This is a genomic window from Pseudomonas fuscovaginae SE-1 (assembly GCF_000364705.1).
GTDB lineage: Bacteria > Pseudomonadota > Gammaproteobacteria > Pseudomonadales > Pseudomonadaceae > Aquipseudomonas > Aquipseudomonas fuscovaginae_A.
Genome location: NZ_AQOH01000047.1, coordinates 14,295 through 32,951 on the forward strand (window position 1 = coordinate 14,295; position 18,657 = coordinate 32,951).

The 18,657-nt window shown below is 65.5% G+C and carries 18 protein-coding genes; 8 read left to right on the plus strand and 10 right to left on the minus strand.

Features of this window, described 5'->3' with window-relative positions; genetic code table 11:
• Positions 1-60: 60 nt before the first annotated feature.
• The 3 genes from gmhB to glyQ are packed head-to-tail and all read right to left on the minus strand — an operon-like array spanning position 61 to position 3,611.
• Positions 61-594 (minus strand): D-glycero-beta-D-manno-heptose 1,7-bisphosphate 7-phosphatase, encoded by a 534-nt coding sequence (gene gmhB, locus K675_RS0105490; protein ID WP_017902508.1) that lies wholly within the window; start codon positions 592-594, stop codon positions 61-63.
• Positions 595-603: 9 nt separating this feature from the next.
• Complete coding sequence (gene glyS / locus K675_RS0105495; protein ID WP_017902509.1) at positions 604-2,661, minus strand: glycine--tRNA ligase subunit beta; 2,058 nt, start codon at positions 2,659-2,661, stop codon at positions 604-606.
• A complete protein-coding gene (gene glyQ / locus K675_RS0105500) occupies positions 2,658-3,611 on the minus strand; it encodes a glycine--tRNA ligase subunit alpha (RefSeq protein ID WP_026144957.1) in 954 nt (317 codons plus the stop codon). Before glyQ ends, glyS begins: the two co-directional genes overlap by 4 nt.
• A gap of 82 nt (positions 3,612-3,693) precedes the next feature.
• On the opposite strand from glyQ, the gene K675_RS0105505 reads away from it, so the two are divergent.
• From K675_RS0105505 to K675_RS0105515, 3 genes are all read left to right on the plus strand, one after another.
• Complete coding sequence (locus K675_RS0105505; protein ID WP_017902511.1) at positions 3,694-4,257, plus strand: DNA-3-methyladenine glycosylase I; 564 nt, start codon at positions 3,694-3,696, stop codon at positions 4,255-4,257.
• Positions 4,258-4,294: 37 nt separating this feature from the next.
• Entirely contained in the window at positions 4,295-5,182 is an 888-nt protein-coding gene (locus tag K675_RS0105510) for a lysophospholipid acyltransferase (RefSeq protein ID WP_026144958.1), read from the plus strand.
• A gap of 74 nt (positions 5,183-5,256) precedes the next feature.
• Complete coding sequence (locus K675_RS0105515; RefSeq protein WP_017902513.1) at positions 5,257-5,502, plus strand: PilZ domain-containing protein; 246 nt, start codon at positions 5,257-5,259, stop codon at positions 5,500-5,502.
• Here the strand turns inward: K675_RS0105515 and K675_RS0105520 are convergent.
• From K675_RS0105520 to def, 5 genes are all read right to left on the minus strand, one after another.
• Complete coding sequence (locus tag K675_RS0105520; protein WP_017902514.1) at positions 5,489-5,812, minus strand: tetratricopeptide repeat protein; 324 nt, start codon at positions 5,810-5,812, stop codon at positions 5,489-5,491. The two genes, K675_RS0105515 and K675_RS0105520, sit on opposite strands and share 14 nt — an antisense overlap.
• A 202-nt stretch (positions 5,813-6,014) precedes the next feature.
• Positions 6,015-7,388: a Trk system potassium transporter TrkA gene (trkA, locus tag K675_RS0105525; RefSeq protein WP_017902515.1), complete on the minus strand. Its 1,374-nt coding sequence runs from the start codon at positions 7,386-7,388 to the stop codon at positions 6,015-6,017.
• Positions 7,389-7,425: 37 nt separating this feature from the next.
• On the minus strand, positions 7,426-8,736 hold the full coding sequence (gene rsmB, locus K675_RS0105530; RefSeq protein ID WP_017902516.1) for a 16S rRNA (cytosine(967)-C(5))-methyltransferase RsmB: 1,311 nt from the start codon (positions 8,734-8,736) through the stop codon (positions 7,426-7,428).
• A complete protein-coding gene (fmt, locus tag K675_RS0105535; protein WP_017902517.1) occupies positions 8,733-9,677 on the minus strand; it encodes a methionyl-tRNA formyltransferase in 945 nt (314 codons plus the stop codon). The genes rsmB and fmt overlap by 4 nt, the downstream gene beginning before the upstream one ends.
• Before the next feature lie 157 nt (positions 9,678-9,834).
• Positions 9,835-10,341: a peptide deformylase gene (def, locus tag K675_RS0105540; RefSeq protein WP_017902518.1), complete on the minus strand. Its 507-nt coding sequence runs from the start codon at positions 10,339-10,341 to the stop codon at positions 9,835-9,837.
• A gap of 152 nt (positions 10,342-10,493) precedes the next feature.
• Here def and K675_RS0105545 point away from each other — a divergent pair, with 152 nt between their 5' ends.
• The 3 genes from K675_RS0105545 (at position 10,494) to K675_RS0105555 (ending at position 13,319) form a co-directional block, all read left to right on the plus strand.
• The gene (locus K675_RS0105545) at positions 10,494-11,516 is read left to right on the plus strand and encodes a LysM peptidoglycan-binding domain-containing protein (RefSeq protein WP_017902519.1); all 1,023 of its coding nucleotides are present in this window, start codon (positions 10,494-10,496) and stop codon (positions 11,514-11,516) included.
• Between the two features lie 103 nt (positions 11,517-11,619).
• Positions 11,620-12,723 (plus strand): DNA-processing protein DprA, encoded by a 1,104-nt coding sequence (dprA, locus tag K675_RS0105550; RefSeq protein ID WP_017902520.1) that lies wholly within the window; start codon positions 11,620-11,622, stop codon positions 12,721-12,723.
• A gap of 38 nt (positions 12,724-12,761) precedes the next feature.
• Positions 12,762-13,319: an L-threonylcarbamoyladenylate synthase gene (locus K675_RS0105555; protein WP_026144959.1), complete on the plus strand. Its 558-nt coding sequence runs from the start codon at positions 12,762-12,764 to the stop codon at positions 13,317-13,319.
• A 233-nt stretch (positions 13,320-13,552) separates the two neighbouring features.
• Here K675_RS0105555 and K675_RS0105560 read toward each other — a convergent pair whose 3' ends face one another.
• On the minus strand, positions 13,553-14,530 hold the full coding sequence (locus K675_RS0105560; RefSeq protein ID WP_017902522.1) for an NADPH:quinone reductase: 978 nt from the start codon (positions 14,528-14,530) through the stop codon (positions 13,553-13,555).
• Between the two features lie 168 nt (positions 14,531-14,698).
• Between K675_RS0105560 and hemF the strand changes: the two genes are divergently transcribed.
• Together hemF and aroE are read left to right on the plus strand one after the other, a co-directional pair.
• Complete coding sequence (hemF, locus tag K675_RS0105565) at positions 14,699-15,610, plus strand: oxygen-dependent coproporphyrinogen oxidase (RefSeq protein WP_017902523.1); 912 nt, start codon at positions 14,699-14,701, stop codon at positions 15,608-15,610.
• A 198-nt stretch (positions 15,611-15,808) separates the two neighbouring features.
• Positions 15,809-16,630, plus strand: coding sequence for a shikimate dehydrogenase (gene aroE, locus K675_RS0105570; protein WP_017902524.1), 822 nt, complete (start codon positions 15,809-15,811; stop codon positions 16,628-16,630).
• A 286-nt stretch (positions 16,631-16,916) separates the two neighbouring features.
• On the opposite strand, the gene K675_RS0105575 is transcribed toward aroE, so the two are convergent.
• Positions 16,917-18,485, minus strand: a complete 1,569-nt coding sequence (locus K675_RS0105575) for a SulP family inorganic anion transporter (RefSeq protein ID WP_017902525.1) — start codon at positions 18,483-18,485, stop codon at positions 16,917-16,919.
• Between the last annotated feature and the right edge of the window lie 172 nt (positions 18,486-18,657).

Genomic DNA, 18,657 nt, shown 5'->3' on the forward strand with positions numbered 1-18,657 from the left:
TTGCCCGCCTGTTAATAAGTGAACCCCTGAACAATCCTTGATCAGGAAGTCAGAAAGGCGCTAGTTGTGGATAAGTTCGGCAGCGACGGCCGCCAGATCGTCAAAGATCAGGGTGCCTACCGGAAGGGTTTTGCCCAGGGTCTTCTCGCCCTTGCCGGTCTTTACCAGAACGGGTTGGCAATCGACGGCGCTGGCGGCTTCCAGGTCACCCAGGCTGTCGCCGACAAACCATAGCCTAGACAGTTCAACGCCGTAATGCGTGGCGATGGTCCTGAGCATGCCCGGCTTGGGCTTGCGGCAATCGCAGCCCTCGTCCGGCCCATGGGGGCAATACACCACCAGCCCGAGCTCGCCACCTTGTTGCGCCACCAGCGCGCGCAGGCGCTCGTGCATGGACTCCAGGGTCGCGAGGTCGTAGTAGCCACGAGCGATGCCGGACTGGTTGGTGGCCACGGCCACCGTCCAGCCCGCCCTGCTCAACTGCGCGATGGCTTCGATCGATCCGGGGATCGGAATCCACTCCTCCAACGACTTGATGTAGGCGTCGGAGTCCTGGTTGATCACGCCATCGCGATCGAGTATCAGCAGCTTCAAGTCGCGTCCTCAGCCCAGCAGCGAAATGTCGGCGACACCCAGGAACAGGCCACGCAGGCGTGCCAGCAGCGCGTAGCGGTTGGCCCGCACGTTGGCGTCCTCGGCATTGACCATCACCGCTTCGAAGAACGCGTCGACCGGCTCGCGCAGCGCGGCCAGGCGTGCCAGCGTCTCGTTGTACTGACGGGCGGCGGCCATAGGCTGGACCGCCTGGTCCGCCTGCTGGATCGCCGAGTACAGCGAGAACTCGTTGGCGTTGTCGAAGTACTTCGCCTCGACCGTGGCGGCGATACCGCCCTCGGCCTTGCTCAGCAGGTTCGAGACGCGCTTGTTCACCGCGGCCAGGGCGGCGGCTTCCGGCAACTGGCGGAACTTCTGCACCGCCTGTACACGCTGGTCGAAGTCCAGGGCCGAGCCCGGCTTCAGGGCCCGCACCGACAGGTAGGTGGCGACGTCCACGCCTTCGTCTTCATAACGGGCCCGCAGGCGGTCGAAGATGAACTCCAGAACCTGCTCGGCGAGGCCGGCGGCCTTGACCTTGGCACCGAACGCGCTGACCGCGAAGGCGACGGTCTCGATCAGGTCGAGGTCGAGCTTCTTGTCGATCAGGATGCGCAGCACGCCCAGGGCGGCACGACGCAGCGCATAGGGGTCCTTGCTGCCGGTGGGCAGCATGCCGATGCCGAAGATGCCGACCAGGGTGTCGAGCTTGTCGGCGATCGCCACCGCGGCACCGGTCAGGGTGCTCGGCAGTTCGGCGGCGCCGGCGCCACGCGGCATGTACTGCTCGTTCAGCGCCAGGGCAACGTCTTCCGGCTCGCCATCATTGAGGGCGTAGTAGTAGCCGGCGATACCTTGCATCTCCGGGAACTCGCCGACCATCTCGGTCGCCAGGTCGCACTTGGACAGGATGCCGGCACGGGCCGCGCGCTGGGCGTCGCCGCCGATGCGTGGCGCGATGAACGCGGCCAGCTTCGACACGCGCTCGGCCTTGTCGTAGACGCTGCCCAGCTTCTCCTGGAACACCACGTTCTGCAGGCGCTGGTTGAAGTCGGCCAGTGGCTGCTTCTTGTCCTGCTTGAAGAAGAACTCGGCGTCGGTCAGGCGTGGGCGCACGACCTTCTCGTTACCGGCGATGATCTGCCTGGGATCCTTGCTCTCGATGTTGGCCACGGTGATGAAGCGCGGCAGCAGCTTGCCATCGACGTCCAGCAGGCAGAAATACTTCTGGTTGTCCTGCATGGTGGTGATCAGGGCTTCCTGTGGCACGTCGAGGAAACGTTCCTCGAACGAGCACACCAGCGGCACTGGCCATTCGACCAGCGCGGTCACTTCGTCGAGCAGGTCCGCCGGCATGATCGCGGTGCCTTCCTGCATCGTCGCCAGCTCGGTGGTGCGCTTGCTGATCAGCTCGCGACGCTCGTTGGCGTCGGCCAGCACGTAGGCGGCACGCAGGTCGTCGAGGTAGCTGGCCGGCGAACCGATGCGGACGTTTTCCGGGTGGTGGAAACGGTGGCCACGGGATTCGCGACCGGCCTTCTGGGCGAGGATGGTGCAGTCGATGACCTGGTCACCGAACAGCATCACCAGCCACTGGGTCGGACGCACGAATTCTTCCTTGCGTGCGGCCCAGCGCATGCGCTTGGGAATCGGCAGGTCGTTCAGCGAGTCTTCGACGATGGTCGGCAGCAGGCTGGCGGTCGGCTTGCCCGGAATGTTCTGGCTGTAGCGCAGTTTCGGACCGCTCTGGTCGATTTCGCTCAGTTCGACACCGCACTTCTTGGCGAAGCCCAGCGCGGCCTGGGTCGGGTTGCCCTCGGCATCGAAGGCGGCCTGGCGTGGCGGGCCGTCGAGGTTGATGCTGCGGTCCGGCTGTTGGGTCTGCAGTTGCTTGAGCACCACCGCCAGGCGGCGTGGCGCGGCGTAGACCTGCTTGGCTTCGAAGCTCAGGCCGGCGGCCTGCAGGCCTTTCTCGATACCGGCGAGGAAGGCCTCGGCCAGGGTATTGAGGGCCTTGGGTGGCAGTTCTTCAGTGCCCAGTTCTACCAGAAAATCTTGCGCACTCATTGTGCCGCCTCCAACTTAGCCAACACTTCATCACGCAGGTCCGGGGTTGCCATCGGGAAGCCCAGCTTGGCACGTGCCATCAGGTAGGCTTGGGCGACGGAACGCGCCAGGGTGCGCACACGCAGGATGTACTGCTGGCGCGCGGTCACCGAGATGGCCCGGCGTGCGTCCAGCAGGTTGAAGGTGTGCGAGGCCTTGAGGACCATTTCATAGCTCGGCAACGGCAGCGGCTCATCCAGCTCGATCAGGCGCTTGGCTTCGCTTTCATAGAAATCGAACAGCTCGAACAGCTTCTCGACGTTGGCGTGTTCGAAGTTGTAGGTCGACTGCTCCACTTCGTTCTGGTGGAACACGTCGCCGTAGGTCACCTTGCCGAACGGGCCGTCGGCCCAGACCAGGTCGTAGACCGAATCCACGCCCTGCAGGTACATCGCCAGGCGCTCGAGGCCGTAGGTGATTTCGCCGGTGACCGGGTAGCACTCGATGCCACCGGCCTGCTGGAAGTAGGTGAACTGGGTGACTTCCATGCCGTTGAGCCAGACTTCCCAGCCCAGGCCCCAGGCGCCGAGGGTCGGCGATTCCCAGTTGTCCTCGACGAAACGGATGTCGTGCACCAGCGGGTCGAGGCCGACGGCCTTGAGCGAGCCCAGGTACAGCTCCTGGAAGTTGTCCGGGTTCGGCTTGAGCACGACCTGGAACTGGTAGTAGTGCTGCAGGCGGTTCGGGTTCTCGCCGTAGCGGCCGTCGGTCGGACGGCGGCTTGGCTGCACGTAGGCGGCGTTCCAGGTTTCCGGGCCGATGGCACGCAGGAACGTGGCGGTATGGAAAGTCCCGGCGCCTACTTCCATATCGTAGGGCTGAAGTACCACACAACCTTGCTCGGCCCAGTATTGCTGGAGGGCGAGAATCAAGTCTTGGAAGGTACGCACGGCTGGCGTAGGCTGGCTCACGAAATTCACCTGTTACTTGGGCTGCGATTCAAAAGGCGGGAGTATACCCGATTCGGTCGCGCCTCCGCCTCCCTGGAGCCTTATGCCACGCTGCTTTTGGTGCAACGATGATCCCCTGTACAAGGACTATCACGATCGGGAGTGGGGCGTACCGCTGCGCGATGGGCAGCGACTGTTCGAGTTGCTTTTGCTCGAAGGGTTCCAGGCCGGGCTTTCGTGGATCACGATCCTGAAAAAACGCGAGCACTACCGCAAGGTCCTGTTCGGTTTCGATGTGCGCAAAGTCGCCGAAATGAGCGATCAATACCTGGAAAACCTGCTGCTCGACCCGGGGATCGTGCGCAATCGCCTGAAGCTCGAGGCGGCCCGGCGCAATGCCCGCGTCTGGCTGACCCTGGAAGACCCGGTCAGCCTGCTCTGGTCCTTCGTCGGCGGCACGCCGCAGATCCATCACTTCAAGGACCGCAGCGAAGTCCCGGCCGTCACGCCCGAGGCGCAGGCGATGAGCAAGGCGCTGAAGAAGCTCGGCTTCGGTTTCGTCGGCCCGACCATCTGCTACGCCTTCATGCAGGCTTCGGGCATGGTCATGGATCACACCACCGATTGTGATAGCTATGCCGCGCTGGCCGCGCCACGGCTACAATAGCCGGCTGACGATTAGCCAAGCACACCGGGAGTGACCTGTGGAAAAGTTTAAAGGCGCCATGCTGGTGGGGGCGTTGCGGTTGTTCGCGATGCTGCCCTGGCGTGCCGTGCAGCGTGTCGGCTCGGCCATCGGCTGGGTGATGTGGAAGCTGCCCAACCGTTCCCGTGACGTGGTGCGGATCAACCTGGCCAAGTGCTTTCCCGAACTCGACCCGGTGGCCCGTGAAGAACTGGTCGGGCAAAGCCTCAAGGACATCGGCAAGTCCCTGACCGAAAGTGCCTGCGCCTGGATCTGGCCGGCCGAGCGCTCGATCGCGCTGGTGCGCGAGGTCGAGGGCCTCGACGTGCTCAAGGACGCCCTGGCCTCGGGCAAGGGCGTGGTCGGCATCACCAGCCACCTGGGCAACTGGGAAGTGCTCAACCACTTCTACTGCAGCCAGTGCAAACCGATCATTTTCTACCGTCCGCCCAAGCTCAAGGCGGTCGACGAACTGCTGCGCAAGCAGCGGGTGCAGTTGGGCAACCGCGTGGCGGCCTCGACCAAGGAAGGCATCCTCAGCGTCATCAAGGAAGTGCGCAAGGGCGGCTCGGTCGGCATTCCCGCCGACCCGGAACCGGCCGAATCCGCCGGGGTGTTCGTGCCGTTCCTCGGCACCCAGGCGCTGACCAGCAAGTTCGTGCCGAACATGCTCGCCGGCGGCAAGGCGGTCGGAGTGTTCCTGCATGCGCTGCGCCTGCCCGACGGTTCGGGCTTCAAGGTGATCCTCGAAGCGGCGCCGCAAGAGATGTACAGCACCGACGCCGAGGTCTCGGCCGCGGCCATGAGCAAGGTGGTCGAGCGATACGTACGGGCCTATCCGAGCCAGTACATGTGGAGCATGAAACGCTTCAAGAAGCGTCCGGCGGGCGAGCAGCGCTGGTACTGAAGCAACTTATCGGCAGGGTCTGTGGATAACATCACGGCGATGTTATCCACAGCGATCTATCCAAGGGCGCAAAGATGTCCGAAAACAAGAATTACCTGCGTATCAAGATCCAGCACCCGAGCATCGGCGAATGCCTGGGGCGTACACGCAATCTGTCCAGCCAGGGTGTGGACGTGCAGCATCCGGGGTTGTCGCGGCTGCCCACCGGGGCGGTGGTCTACGGCCAGGTGCAGGACCTGCCGGTGGCCGCGCCGCGCATTCGCATGGAGGTGATCCGGGTCGACGCCGAAGGCATCGGCCTGCGCTTCATCGATCTTTGAGCGCGGCCTTTTCCAGCTTCTTCAGGAACACCGTCATTTCCTTTTCCGCCTGCTTGTCGCCCTGGCCGCGGGCGGCCTCCAGGCCCTGTTCCCAGGCCAGCCTTGCCGCAGCCAGGTCACCAGCGCCCTGCTGGGCCTTGCCCAGCAGTTTCCAGGCGGCCGAATACTTGGGGTCGAGGACGACACAGCGTTGCAGGTGCTCGGCAGCCCTGGCGTGGTCGCCGAGGTCCAGGTAACCCTTGCCCAGGCCGAAGCGCAGCAGCGGGTTATCCACACCCTTGGCGAGCATCTTTTCCAGTGATTCGAGCATGGCGATCCTCCTGTTAACGATGACTGAGGGCGAAAGAGCTTTTGTGGCGAGCGGGCTTGCCCGCGCCCGGCTGCAAGGCAGCCGCAAATCCAGCTTACGCGGTTTAACTGAAAGACCGTGTAGCCTGGGTTTGGGGCCGCTTTGCGGCCCAGCGCGGGCGAGCCCGCTCGCCACAAATTGGGGGCGGCTTATCATAAGGTTGTCAGAAAAAGCTCAAGCCCACGTGGAACAGTTTCTCCACATCGCGGATATGCTTTTTATCCACAAGGAACAGGATCACATGGTCGCCGGCCTGGATCACCGTGTCGTCGTGGGCGATCAGCACTTCCTCGTCGCGGATGATCGCGCCGATGGTGGTGCCCGGCGGCAGTGCGATGTCCTCGATGGCCCGGCCGATCACCTTGCTCGACTTCATGTCGCCGTGGGCGATCGCCTCGATGGCCTCCGCCGCGCCCCGGCGCAGCGAGTGCACGCTGACGATATCGCCGCGACGCACGTGGGCCAGCAGGGTGCCGATGGTCGCCAGTTGCGGACTGATGGCGATGTCGATGTCGCCACCCTGGATCAGGTCGACATAGGCCGGGTTGTTGATGATGGTCATGACCTTCTTCGCGCCCATCCGCTTGGCCAGCAGCGAGGACATGATGTTGGCCTCGTCGTCGTTGGTCAGCGCCAGGAACAGGTCGGCATCGTTGATGTTCTCTTCCATCAGCAGGTCGCGGTCCGAGGCACTGCCCTGCAGCACCACGGTGCTGTCGAGGGTGTCGGACAGGTGCCGGCAACGGGCGGCGCTCATCTCGATGATCTTCACCTGGTAGCGGCTTTCGATCGCTTCGGCCAGGCGCTCGCCGATCTGTCCGCCGCCGGCGATGACGATGCGTTTGTTGCTCTCGTCGAGCCGGCGCATCTCGCTCATCACCGCGCGGATGTGTGCCTTGGCGGCGATGAAGAACACTTCGTCGTCGGCCTCGATCACCGTGTCGCCGCGGGGCATGATCGGCCGGTCGCGGCGAAAGATCGCCGCCACGCGGGTGTCGGCGTTGGGCATGTGCTCGCGCAACTGGCGCAGTTGCTGGCCCACCAGCGGGCCGCCGTAGTAGGCGCGGATCGCCACCAGCTGGGCCTTGCCCTCGGCGAAGTCGATCACCTGCAGGGCACCGGGGGTTTCGATCAGGCGCTTGATGTAGTTGGTGACCACTTGCTCCGGGCTGATCAGAACGTCCACCGGGATCGCGTCGTTGTCGAACAGCTCGGCGCGGGTCAGGTAAGCCGACTCGCGCACGCGGGCGATCTTGGTCGGGGTGTGGAACAGGGTATGGGCGACCTGGCAGGCGACCATGTTGGTCTCGTCGCTGTTGGTCACCGCCACCAGCATGTCGGCGTCATCCGCGCCGGCCTGGCGCAGGATCGTCGGGAACGAGGCACGGCCCTGCACGGTGCGGATGTCCAGGCGGTCGCCGAGGTCGCGCAGGCGCTCGCCATCGGTGTCGACCACGGTGATGTCGTTGGCCTCGCTGGCCAGGTGTTCGGCCAGCGTCCCGCCGACCTGTCCGGCGCCGAGAATGATGATTTTCATCGGGTGGCTTTCATCCCTGTGGCTCCGTTCGACCCGCTCAGCCGCGTGCGGCGGCGATCTTGATCAGTTTGGCGTAGTAGAAACCGTCGTGGCCACCTTCCTGTGCCAGCAGTTGCCGGCCATGGGGCTGCCTGACGCCGAAGCTGCCCGCAATGTCCAGTTCGCGAGCACCGGAGGTGCGGGCCAGGAATGCCTCGATCACTTCGGTGTTTTCCGTCGGCAGGGTCGAGCAGGTGGCGTAGAGCAGGATGCCGCCGACTTCCAGGGTCGCCCACATCGCGTCCAGCAATTCACCCTGCAGGCTGGCCAGGGCGGCGATGTCGTCGGCCTGGCGGGTCAGCTTGATGTCCGGATGGCGGCGGATGACGCCAGTGGCCGAGCAGGGTGCGTCGAGCAGGATGCGCTGGAACGGCTTGCCGTCCCACCAACTGGCGGTGTCGCGACCATCGGCGGCGATCAGTTCGGCCTCCAGCCCCAGGCGGTCGAGGTTTTCGCGTACCCGCAGCAGGCGCTTGGCCTCCAGGTCGACGGCGACCACCCCGGCCAGTTGCGGCTGGGCTTCGAGGATATGGCAGGTCTTGCCGCCCGGCGCGCAGCAGGCGTCCAGCACCCGTTGGCCGGGAGCCAGATCGAGCAGGTCGGCGGCCAGTTGCGCGGCTTCGTCCTGCACGCTGATCCAACCCTCGGCAAAGCCTGGCAGGTTGCGCACGTCGCAGGCTTCGTCGAGGACGATACCATCGCGGCTGTAGTCGCAAGGCCGGGCCGCGACCGCGGCGTCACCCAGCAGCTTGAGGTAGGTGTCGCGGCTGTGGTGGCGGCGGTTGACCCGCAGGATCATCGGCGGGTGGGCGTTGTTCGCCGCGCAGATGGTTTCCCACTGCTCGGGCCAGAACGCCTTCAGCGCCTTCTGCAGCCAGCGCGGGTGGGCGGTACGCACCACCGGGTCGCGTTCCAGCTCGGCCAGCAGCTCGGTGCTTTCGCGCTGTGCGCGGCGCAGCACGGCATTGAGCAGGCCCTTGGCCCAGGGTTTCTTCAGTTTGTCGGCGCAACCGACGGTCTCGCCGATGGCGGCGTGGGCCGGGATGCGGGTGTAGAGCAGTTGATAGAGGCCAACCAGCAGCAGCGCCTCGACATCGGCATCGGCGGCCTTGAAAGGCTTCTGCAGCAGCTTGGCCGCCAGCGCCGACAGCCGTGGCTGCCAACGGGCGGCGCCGAACGCAAGGTCCTGGGTCAGGCCACGATCGCGGGCCTCGACCTTGTCCAACTGCGCCGGCAGGGAGCTGTTGAGCGAGGCCTTGCCGCCGAGGACGGCGGCCAGTGCCTTGGCGGCGGCCAGGCGCGGGTTCATTGGCCGAGTACCGTACCGAGGGCGAATTTCTCGCGGCGGCTGTTGAACAGGTCACTGAAGTTCAGCGCCTTGCCGCCGGGCAGTTGCAGGCGGGTCAGGCACAGCGCGCCCTGGCCGGTGGCGACGATCAGGCCATCCTTGCTCGCGGCGAGGATTTCGCCCGGCTGGCCCTGGCCTTCGGCGGTGCTGGCGGCCAGCACTTTCAGGGCTTCGCCGTCGAGGCTGCTATGGCAGATCGGCCATGGGTTGAAGGCACGGATCAGCCGCTCCAGCTCGACGGCCGGGCGCTGCCAGTCGATGCGCGCCTCATCCTTGTTCAGCTTGTGGGCGTAGGTGGCCAGGCTGTCGTCCTGCACGTCGCCGACCAGCGTGCCGGCGGCCAGGCCGGCGATGGCCTCGATGACTGCCGGTGGGCCGAGTTCGGCCAGGCGGTCATGCAGGGTGCCACCGGTGTCCTCGGCACTGATCGGGGTGACGGTCTTGAGCAGCATCGGCCCGGTGTCGAGGCCGGCTTCCATGCGCATCACGGTCACGCCACTTTCCGCGTCGCCGGCTTCCACCGCGCGCTGGATCGGCGCCGCACCGCGCCAGCGCGGCAGCAGCGAGGCGTGGCTGTTGATGCAACCCAGGCGCGGGATATCCAGCACCACCTGCGGCAGGATCAGGCCATAGGCGACTACCACCATCAGGTCCGGCTGGAGCGCCGCCAGATCGGCCTGGGCGTCTTCGTTGCGCAGGGTTGGCGGTTGCAGGACGGTGATGCCGTGTTCCAGCGCCAGTTGCTTGACCGGGCTGGGCATCAGCTTCTGCCCGCGCCCTGCCGGGCGGTCCGGCTGGGTGTAGACGGCGACGATCTCATGGGGGCTGTCGAGCAGGGCCTTGAGGTGTTCGGCGGCGAATTCGGGGGTGCCGGCGAAGACGATGCGCAGTGGCTCAGTCATGGATAGGGCTCGCTTGAGAGAGGACGGGACATTGTCATAATGTCGCTTTCTGTAGGAGGTGGCGGTGCGGCGATCCGACTTGCCCGCGAATGGGCCCTTGAGAGCGCTAAAAGCTTCGCGGGCAAGCCACGCTCCTACACAGGATGGGGTCGGGGGATCAGGCGTTCTGGCGGTGCTGCTTTTCCAGCTTCTTCTTGATCCGGTCGCGCTTGAGCGTCGACAGGTAATCGACGAACAGCTTGCCGTTGAGGTGGTCGCATTCGTGCTGGATGCACACCGCCAGCAGACCATCGGCTTCCAGTTCGAACGGCTTGCCGTCGCGGTCCAGCGCCTTGATGCGCACGCGGGTCGGGCGATCGACGTTCTCGTAGAAGCCCGGCACCGACAGGCAGCCTTCCTGGTACTGGTCCTTCTCTTCGGTCAGCGCTTCGAACTCGGGGTTGATGAACACCCGTGGCTCGCTGCGATCCTCGCTCAGGTCCATGACCACGATACGCTGGTGCACGTTGACCTGGGTCGCGGCGAGGCCGATGCCCGGGGCCTCATACATGGTTTCAAACATGTCATCGATCAGTTGCCGAACCTTGTCGTCCACCTCGGCCACGGGTTTGGCGATGGTGCGCAGGCGCGGGTCTGGAAATTCGAGGATGTTTAAAATGGCCATAGGCGTATTTGCTGCACATGTGAGGTAAAGTCAGAGACGGCTGCCGAAACGTCACGGCGGGATCGGCTACCGTTGTAAAACGTTCTCCCTGGGAGCGAGCCGCGGGGGCTCTGGCGTTTCACGCGAAGACACATGATAAAGGGATTCACCGCATGAGGAAAACACTACTCGCCCTGCTGCTGGCCTTTACCGGTGTCGCGCAGGCGCAAGTGCAACTCAAGGATGGTTATCCACAGCGCTACACCGTGGTGCGCGGCGACACGCTGTGGGACATTTCCGGGAAGTTTCTCCGCGAACCGTGGAAGTGGCCGCAGATCTGGCACGCCAATCCGCAGATCGCCAACCCCGACCTGATCTACCCCGGCGACACCCTGATCCTGCAGTTCGTCGATGGCCAGCCACGGCTGGTGGTCGAGCGTGGCGCCTCCCGCGGCACCATCAAGCTGTCGCCGCAGGTGCGCCGCTCGCCGGTGGCCGAGGCGATTCCGAGCATTCCGCTGGAGAAGATCAACGCCTTCCTGCTGAGCAACCGCATCGTCGACAGCGTCGAGGAATTCAAGCGCGCCCCATACATTCTGGCCGGCAGCAACGAGCGGGTGCTCAGCGGCATGGGCGACCGGATCTACGCGCGCGGCGCCTTCGACCCGACCCACAACGTGTACGGCCTGTTCCGCCAGGGCAAGGTCTACACCGACCCGCAGACCAAGGAATTTCTCGGTATCAACGCCGACGACATCGGTACCGGCGAGCTGCTGGCCACCGAGGGCGATGTCGGCACCCTGACGCTGCGTCGCACCACCGAGGAAGTGCGCCTCGGCGATCGGCTGTTCGTCAGCGAGGAGCGGCCGATCACCTCGACCTTCATGCCGAGTGCGCCCCAGTCTCAGGTCAACGGCGTGATCATAGATGTGCCACGAGGTGTTACACAGATCGGCGTCATGGACGTGGTCACGATCGACAAGGGACGCCGCGACGGATTGGCCGAAGGCAATGTTCTCGCGGTGTTCAAGACCGGCGAGACGGTTCGCGACCGGGTCACCGGGCAGCCGGTGAAGATTCCCGACGAGCGTTCCGGCCTGCTGATGGTGTTCCGCACCTACGAAAAGCTCAGCTATGGTTTGGTACTCAATGCCACGCGGTCGCTGGCGGTGCAGGACAAGGTACGCAATCCGTAACGGCTGTCGCAGTGCCCGCGACCGCTTGCTGAACAGGTTACTCACAGAGTTATCCACAGCTCGTCCTGCTTGATCACGACTGCCACGGATCAAGGATGAGCTGATGTCACAGTCTGTGTGCAACACCCTGTCGCCGGCGGAGCTGGAAGCCCGCCTGCGTCTGCATCGCCTGCCGGAAATCGGCCCCAGGCGCTTTCGCCAACTGATCGAAACCTTTGGTTCGGCCTCTTCCGCCCTGAGCGCGCCAGCTGCGGCCTGGCGCTCGCTGGGGCTGCCGGCGAGCAGCGCCGAGGCGCGCCGCAGCCCCGCCGTACGCGACGGCGCCAGCGCTGCATTGGCCTGGCTGGAGCGGCCGGGCCAGCATTTGCTGATGTGGGACCAGGCCGCCTACCCGGCCCTGCTGGCTGAACTGGATGACGCCCCGCCACTGCTGTTCGTCGCCGGTGATCCGACCATTCTGGACAAGCCGCAACTGGCGCTGGTTGGTAGCCGGCGGGCTTCCCGACCGGGCATGGACACCGCCGCGGCCTTCTCACGCAGCCTCGCCGCGGCCGGTTTCGTCATCACCAGCGGCCTGGCCCTGGGCATCGATGGTGCCGCCCATCAGGCCGCGCTGGACGTTGGCGGGCTGACGGTGGGTGTGCTCGGCACCGGCCTGGAAAATTTTTATCCACAGCGGCACCGCAGCCTGGCGCAGGCCATGATTGCCCAGGGCAGCGCCGTGGTGTCCGAGTTTCCCCTGGACACCGTGCCGCAGCCGGGCAACTTTCCACGGCGCAACCGGATCATCAGCGGCTTGTCCCTCGGCGTGCTGGTGGTCGAGGCCAGCGTCGCCAGTGGCTCGCTGATCACCGCCCGGCTGGCGGCGGAACAGGGGCGCGAGGTCTATGCCATCCCCGGTTCCATCCACCATCCCGGCGCGCGCGGTTGCCACCAGTTGATCCGCGATGGCGCGGTGCTGGTGGAAACGGTCGATGACATCCTGCAGAACCTGCGCGGCTGGCAGCGCATGCCGGCCAGCGTGCTGCCCGAGGCCCCGATCCATCCGCTGCTGGCCCTGCTGCACGCCGCGCCGCAGACCAGCGAAGCGCTGGCCCGGGCCTGTGGCTGGAGCCTGGCGCGGGTGCTGGCGGGCCTGACCGAACTGGAGCTGGAGGGCCGGGTGGCCAATGATGGTGGACGCTGGTTAGCTCGCAGCCCGACCTGAGGTAAACTGCGGGCAGCGTTGAATCCGGAGAGCAAGCAATGGTCAAGAGTTGGCGTGTGCAAGAAGCCGCACGAGAAGTTCGCGCAGGAGCGGTGATTGCCTATCCAACCGAAGCGGTCTGGGGGCTGGGGTGCGATCCCTGGAACGAAGAGGCGGTGGATCGGTTGCTGGCGCTCAAGAATCGTTCGGTGGACAAGGGTCTGATCCTGGTGGCGGACAACATCCGCCAGTTCGACTTCCTGTTCGAGGATTTCCCCGAGGAGTGGATCGATCGCATGGCCAGTACCTGGCCGGGGCCCAACACCTGGCTGGTGCCGCACCAAGACCTGCTGCCGGAGTGGGTCACTGGTCGCCATGACACCGTGGCCGTGCGGGTCAGCGATCACCCGCTGGTGCGTGACCTGTGCTCGCTGGTCGGGCCGTTGATCTCCACCTCCGCCAACCCCCAGGGGCGGCCGGCGGCCAGGACCCGGTTGCGGGTGGAGCAGTATTTCCGTGGGCAGCTGGACCTGGTGCTGGGCGGTCACTTGGGTGGGCGCAAGAACCCGAGCCTGATCCGCGACCTGGCGACGGGGAAGGTCGTACGCCCTTCGTAGCATGTGTACACGCAGTCAGCGGTGAGCCCGCTTTTGTGGTGAGCGGGCTTGCCCGCGCTGGGGCGCGAAGCGGCCCTAAAACCTGTCGCCCCGGTTTTCCTGACACACCGTGTACCCAGGCTTTGGGGGCGCCTTGCGCCCCAGCGCGGCGGTGCGGCGTTCCGACGAGCCCGCTCGCCACAAAGCGCGCTTGCTACAGGGCTCGCCTGCCTGCTCCCCACAGCGCCTCTATCTCAGGGGAGCAACACCGTCGAGCCGGTCGTCCGCCGTCCCGCCAGCTCGATCTGCGCTTTCGCCGCCTCGGCCAACCCATACCGCGCACCGATCTCGATCTTCAACTGCCCACCGATCACCAGCCCGAACAACTCGTCAGCCATCGCCTGCAACTGCTGCGGGTTGCTGGCATAGGTGCCCAGGGTCGGCCGGGTCACGTACAGCGAACCCTTGGCCGACAGAATCCCCAGGTTGACCCCTTCCACCGCGCCCGAGGCGTTGCCGAAGCTCACCAGCAGGCCGCGTGGCGACAGGCAGTCGAGCGAGGTCAGCCAGGTGTCCTTGCCGACCCCGTCGTAGACCACCGGGACCTTCTTGCCGTCGGTCAGCTCCAGTACCCGCTTGACCACGTCCTCATGGCTGTAGTCGATGGTCTCCCAGGCCCCCAGGGACTTGGCATAGGCGGCCTTCTGCGGCGAACTCACGGTGCCGATCAGCTTGGCGCCGATGGCCTTGGCCCACTGGCAGGCCAGCGCCCCGACCCCGCCGGCGGCGGCGTGGAACAGCACGGTTTCACCCGCCTTGAGTTCGTGGGTCTGGCGCAGCAGGTATTGCACGGTCAGGCCCTTGAGCATCACCGCGGCGGCCTGCTCGAAGCCGATCTGCTCCGGCAGCTTGATCAGGTGCGCTTGCGGCAGCACGTGGAACTCGCTGTAGGCGCCCAGCGGCCCGGTGCCGTAGGCGACCCGGTCGCCGACCTTGAAGCGGGTCACTTCGCTGCCCACCGCATCGACGATCCCGGCGCCTTCGCCGCCCAGCCCGGAGGGCAGGCCCGGCGGGGCGTACAGGCCGCTGCGCCAGTAGGTGTCGATGAAGTTCAGGCCGATGGCCTTGTTCTTTACCCTCACCTGCTGCGGTCCCGGCTCGGCGGGGGTGTAGTCCACATACTCGAGGACTTCGGGGCCGCCATGGGCACGGAACTGGATTCGCTTGGCCATCGATACGCTCCTTGAACAGATTTCTTGCAAGCCTGACGATCCCCTATCGGACTCCTTCGCTTGACCTTCGTCAACTGCGACTGTCATGGGCACGGTGTTATGCTACGGGCCCTTTGCCGCCGGCACGTCAGAACTGCCGCGCAGCCTTGCCCGATTCAAGGTGATGCCATGACTACCCGCACCGAAGCCGTTAAAGCCTATCTGCTCGACCTGCAAGACCGTATCTGCGCTGCGCTGGAGGCCGAAGATGGCGGTGCGCGTTTCGCCGAGGACGCCTGGACCCGCCCTGCCGGTGGTGGCGGACGGACCCGGGTGATCGCCGACGGCCAGGTCATCGAGAAAGGTGGCGTGAACTTCTCCCACGTCTTCGGTGCCGGCCTGCCGCCTTCGGCCAGCGCCCACCGGCCGGAGCTGGCCGGGCGCGGCTTCGAGGCGCTGGGGGTGTCCCTGGTGATTCATCCGCACAACCCGCATGTGCCGACCTCCCATGCCAACGTGCGTTTCTTCATCGCCGAGAAGGAAGGCGAAGAGCCAGTCTGGTGGTTCGGCGGCGGTTTCGACCTGACGCCCTACTACGGCAACGAGGAAGACTGCGTGCACTGGCACCGCGTTGCCGAGCAGGCCTGCGCGCCGTTCGGGGCGGACGTCTACCCACGCTACAAGGCCTGGTGCGACAGCTACTTCCACCTCAAGCACCGCAACGAACCACGCGGCATCGGTGGCCTGTTCTTCGACGACCTGAACGAATGGGGCTTCGACACCTGCTTCGCCTTCATCCGGGCGATCGGCGATGCCTACATCGAGGCCTATCTGCCGATCGTGCAGCGCCGCAAGGCGCAGGCCTGGACCGAGCGGCAGCGCGAGTTCCAGGAATATCGCCGGGGGCGCTACGTGGAGTTCAACCTGGTGTACGACCGTGGCACGCTGTTCGGCCTGCAGTCGGGCGGGCGTACCGAGTCGATCCTGATGTCGCTGCCGCCGCAGGTGCGCTGGGGCTATGACTGGAAGGCCGAGCCGGGCAGCGAAGAGGCGCGGTTGACCGAGTACTTCCTGCAGGATCGTGATTGGCTGGCGCTCTAGCCGGTATCCTGCGGTGCGGGTGAGAAGGCTATTGCCCGCAAGCCGGCTCCTGCGGAGATCGCGCCTGGCTCGTGTCTTGTGGGAGCCGGTGTCCCGGTTCATCCGCGAACCGGGCCTTCAAGCCTTGTCTGCAACGATGGAATCTCCACCCCATTGATCTGACCGCTGGCCCGCCAGCCCCTACGGGAACCCTGTTTGATGGATCGTTACGTTGTCTTCGGCAATCCCATTGGCCACAGCAAGTCGCCGTTGATTCACCGCCTGTTCGCCGAGCAGACCGGCCAGCAACTGGACTACAGCACGCTGCTGGCGCCGCTCGACGATTTTTCCGGTTGTGCCCGGGCGTTTTTCCAGGAAGGCCGTGGCGCCAACGTCACCGTACCGTTCAAGGAAGAGGCGTTCCGCCTCGCCGACAGCCTGACCGATCGGGCGCGGCGGGCCGGGGCGGTGAACACCCTGAGCAAGCTGGCCGATGGCAGCCTGCTGGGTGACAACACCGACGGTGCCGGCCTGGTGCGTGACCTGGAGGTCAACGCCGGCTTCAGCCTGCAGGGCAAGCGTGTCCTGCTGCTCGGCGCCGGTGGCGCGGTACGCGGGGCGCTGGAGCCGCTGCTGGCGCAGCAGCCGGCCTCGCTGGTGATCGCCAACCGTACCGTCGAGAAGGCCGAGTTGCTGGCCGAGCTGTTCGCTGACCTGGGGCCGGTGTCCGCCAGCGGTTTCGACTGGTTGCAGGAGCCGGTGGACCTGATCATCAACGCCACCTCGGCCAGCCTGTCCGGCGATGTGCCGCCGATTGCGCCGAGCCTGGTCGAGCCCGGCAAGACCGTCTGCTACGACATGATGTACGGCAAGGAGCCGACCGCGTTCTGCCGCTGGGCCAGCGCACAATCGGCGGCGGTGGCCCTGGATGGCCTGGGCATGCTCGCCGAGCAGGCGGCGGTGGCCTTCGAGCTGTGGCGTGGCGTGCGCCCGGATACGGCGCCGGTGCTGGCCGAGCTGCGGCGCCTGCTGGCCGCCTAGGCTATGTATGAAATCGCTTGAAACTTGGTTATGCGGCGTTAAAAACCGGCTCGGAATGCTCATTGACAACCAGTCAAGTCGGGCGCGACCCCGGCCGTTCCTCGCCGGTTTTTGCCTTGCCTAACCTAATTTCATACACAGCCTAAGGCCCTCCAGGGCGGAGAAACCTCGGGTGAGTAGGCTCTTTTTGTGAATGGGCTTTTGTGGCGAGCGGGCAAGCCCGCTCGCCACAGGACTGCGTCCGCCATACAGTCTCGTTAATTGCCCGACTCGTTAGTGGAAGGGCTCAATCCTCGAAGCGGATCGGGCACTTATCCACACCCTCGAGCTTGACCAGTTCCTCGATCACCTGGGCCCGCGCCTTGCGCAACGTCAGGCTGCGTCCCTCGCGGGCCAGCCGGCGTGCTTCCTGGTGCAGCATCTCGACCCCGGAATAGTCGATGAAGTTGATCTGCTGCGCCTCGATCACCACTCGCGGACCTTTGAGCCGCTGCAGGCGCACCTGCAGGTAATGGCTGGCGCCGAAGAAGATCGACCCGCCGACCCGCAGCACTTCCTCGTCGCCCTCGCGCCAATGCTGCACCCGTGGTTGCGAGGTGCGCTTGAGGTAGAAGAACAGCGAGGCCAGCACCCCGGCATAGATCGCCGTCTGCAGCTCCAGCAGCAGGGTCGCCACGCAGGTCAGCGCCATCACCACGAATTCCGCATGGCTGACCCGCAGCAGCGCGCGGATGCCGCGATGATCCACCAGCCCCCAACTGATCAGCAGGATGCTGCCGGCCATGGCCGGAATCGGGATGTGGGCGATCAGCGCCGAGCCGCACACCGCGAACAGCGCCACCCACAGCGCCGAGAACACCCCGGCCAGCGGTGAACAGGCACCTGCCTCGTAGCTGAGGGCGGCGCGGGTGAACGAACCGGCGGACAGGTAGCCGGAAAACAGGCTGCCGACGATATTCGACAGGCCCTGGGCGCGGACTTCCTGGTTGGCGTCGAGCAACTGCTGCGAACGTGCGGACAACGAGCGGGCGATCGACAGGCTCGTCACCAGCCCGAGCATGCCCACGGCAACGGCACTGGGCAGCAGTCGCAGCACCGCTTCCAGGTCCAGCGGCAGCGGGCTGAACGGTGGCAGGCGCCCGGCGAAGCCCTTGACCCGTTGCACGTGGCCGAACATTTCCGGCCACAGCCAGACCAGCAGGCTGGCGAGTACCAGGGTGATCAGCAGGGTTGGCCAGCGCGGCAGCAGCGACTTGAGCAGCAGGCCCATCAGCAGCGTTCCCAACCCGAGAACCAGCGACGGTCGGTCGACCTCGCCGATATGCTGCATGAGGGCCAGCAGGCTGTTGAGCGCGGTGGCCTGGTTCGCCACGTCGATGCCCAGCAGGTTGGGCAATTGCCCCAGGGCGATGACCACGGCGGCGCCGAGGGTGAACCCGAGCACCACCGAGTGCGAAACGAAGTTCACCAGGGCGCCGAAGCGCAGCAGGCCCAGCAGCCACTGGAACACTCCGGCGATGAAGGTCAGCAGCAGGATCAGGGTGATGTAGTCCTGGCTGCCGGGGACGGCCAGCGGGCTGACGCTGGCGAACAGGACGATGGAGATCGCCGCGGTGGGGCCGCAGATCAGGTGCCAGGACGAGCCCCAGAGGCAGGCGATCAGCACCGGGACGATCGCCGCGTAGAGGCCGTATTCCGGCGGCAGGCCGGCGATCAGGGCATAGGCGACCGATTGCGGCAAGGCGAGGATGGCGCCACTCAGGCCGACGATCAGGTCTCGGCTGACGCTGGCGCGGGTCTGCCTGGGCAGCCAGCTGAGAAATGGCAGGAATGCGTGGCGGTTGGTCCAGCCCATGGGTCTCTCGGTTGGATGAGTCAAAATCGGCGGCAGTGTGCCAGCAGCGCTGGCACCGTCCCTTGTAGTAGCCGGCTGGCTGGCGATAGCGGTGTATCAGTCAACAACGATGTCGACTGCCAAACTGCTATCGCCAGCCAGCCGGCTCCTACGAAGAGTACGTGAATGATCG

Excerpts from the sequence above, each read along its gene's own strand:
- glyS (WP_017902509.1), bottom strand. The coding sequence starts at position 2,661 with ATGAGTGCGCAAGATTTTCTGGTAGAACTGGGCACTGAAGAACTGCCA.
- K675_RS0105505 (WP_017902511.1), top strand. The coding sequence starts at position 3,694 with ATGCCACGCTGCTTTTGGTGCAACGATGATCCCCTGTACAAGGACTAT.
- K675_RS0105515 (WP_017902513.1), top strand. The coding sequence starts at position 5,257 with ATGTCCGAAAACAAGAATTACCTGCGTATCAAGATCCAGCACCCGAGC.
- K675_RS0105520 (WP_017902514.1), bottom strand. The coding sequence starts at position 5,812 with ATGCTCGAATCACTGGAAAAGATGCTCGCCAAGGGTGTGGATAACCCG.
- trkA (WP_017902515.1), bottom strand. The coding sequence starts at position 7,388 with ATGAAAATCATCATTCTCGGCGCCGGACAGGTCGGCGGGACGCTGGCC.
- rsmB (WP_017902516.1), bottom strand. The coding sequence starts at position 8,736 with ATGAACCCGCGCCTGGCCGCCGCCAAGGCACTGGCCGCCGTCCTCGGC.
- fmt (WP_017902517.1), bottom strand. The coding sequence starts at position 9,677 with ATGACTGAGCCACTGCGCATCGTCTTCGCCGGCACCCCCGAATTCGCC.
- def (WP_017902518.1), bottom strand. The coding sequence starts at position 10,341 with ATGGCCATTTTAAACATCCTCGAATTTCCAGACCCGCGCCTGCGCACC.
- K675_RS0105545 (WP_017902519.1), top strand. The coding sequence starts at position 10,494 with ATGAGGAAAACACTACTCGCCCTGCTGCTGGCCTTTACCGGTGTCGCG.
- dprA (WP_017902520.1), top strand. The coding sequence starts at position 11,620 with ATGTCACAGTCTGTGTGCAACACCCTGTCGCCGGCGGAGCTGGAAGCC.
- K675_RS0105555 (WP_026144959.1), top strand. The coding sequence starts at position 12,762 with ATGGTCAAGAGTTGGCGTGTGCAAGAAGCCGCACGAGAAGTTCGCGCA.
- K675_RS0105560 (WP_017902522.1), bottom strand. The coding sequence starts at position 14,530 with ATGGCCAAGCGAATCCAGTTCCGTGCCCATGGCGGCCCCGAAGTCCTC.
- hemF (WP_017902523.1), top strand. The coding sequence starts at position 14,699 with ATGACTACCCGCACCGAAGCCGTTAAAGCCTATCTGCTCGACCTGCAA.
- aroE (WP_017902524.1), top strand. The coding sequence starts at position 15,809 with ATGGATCGTTACGTTGTCTTCGGCAATCCCATTGGCCACAGCAAGTCG.
- K675_RS0105575 (WP_017902525.1), bottom strand. The coding sequence starts at position 18,485 with ATGGGCTGGACCAACCGCCACGCATTCCTGCCATTTCTCAGCTGGCTG.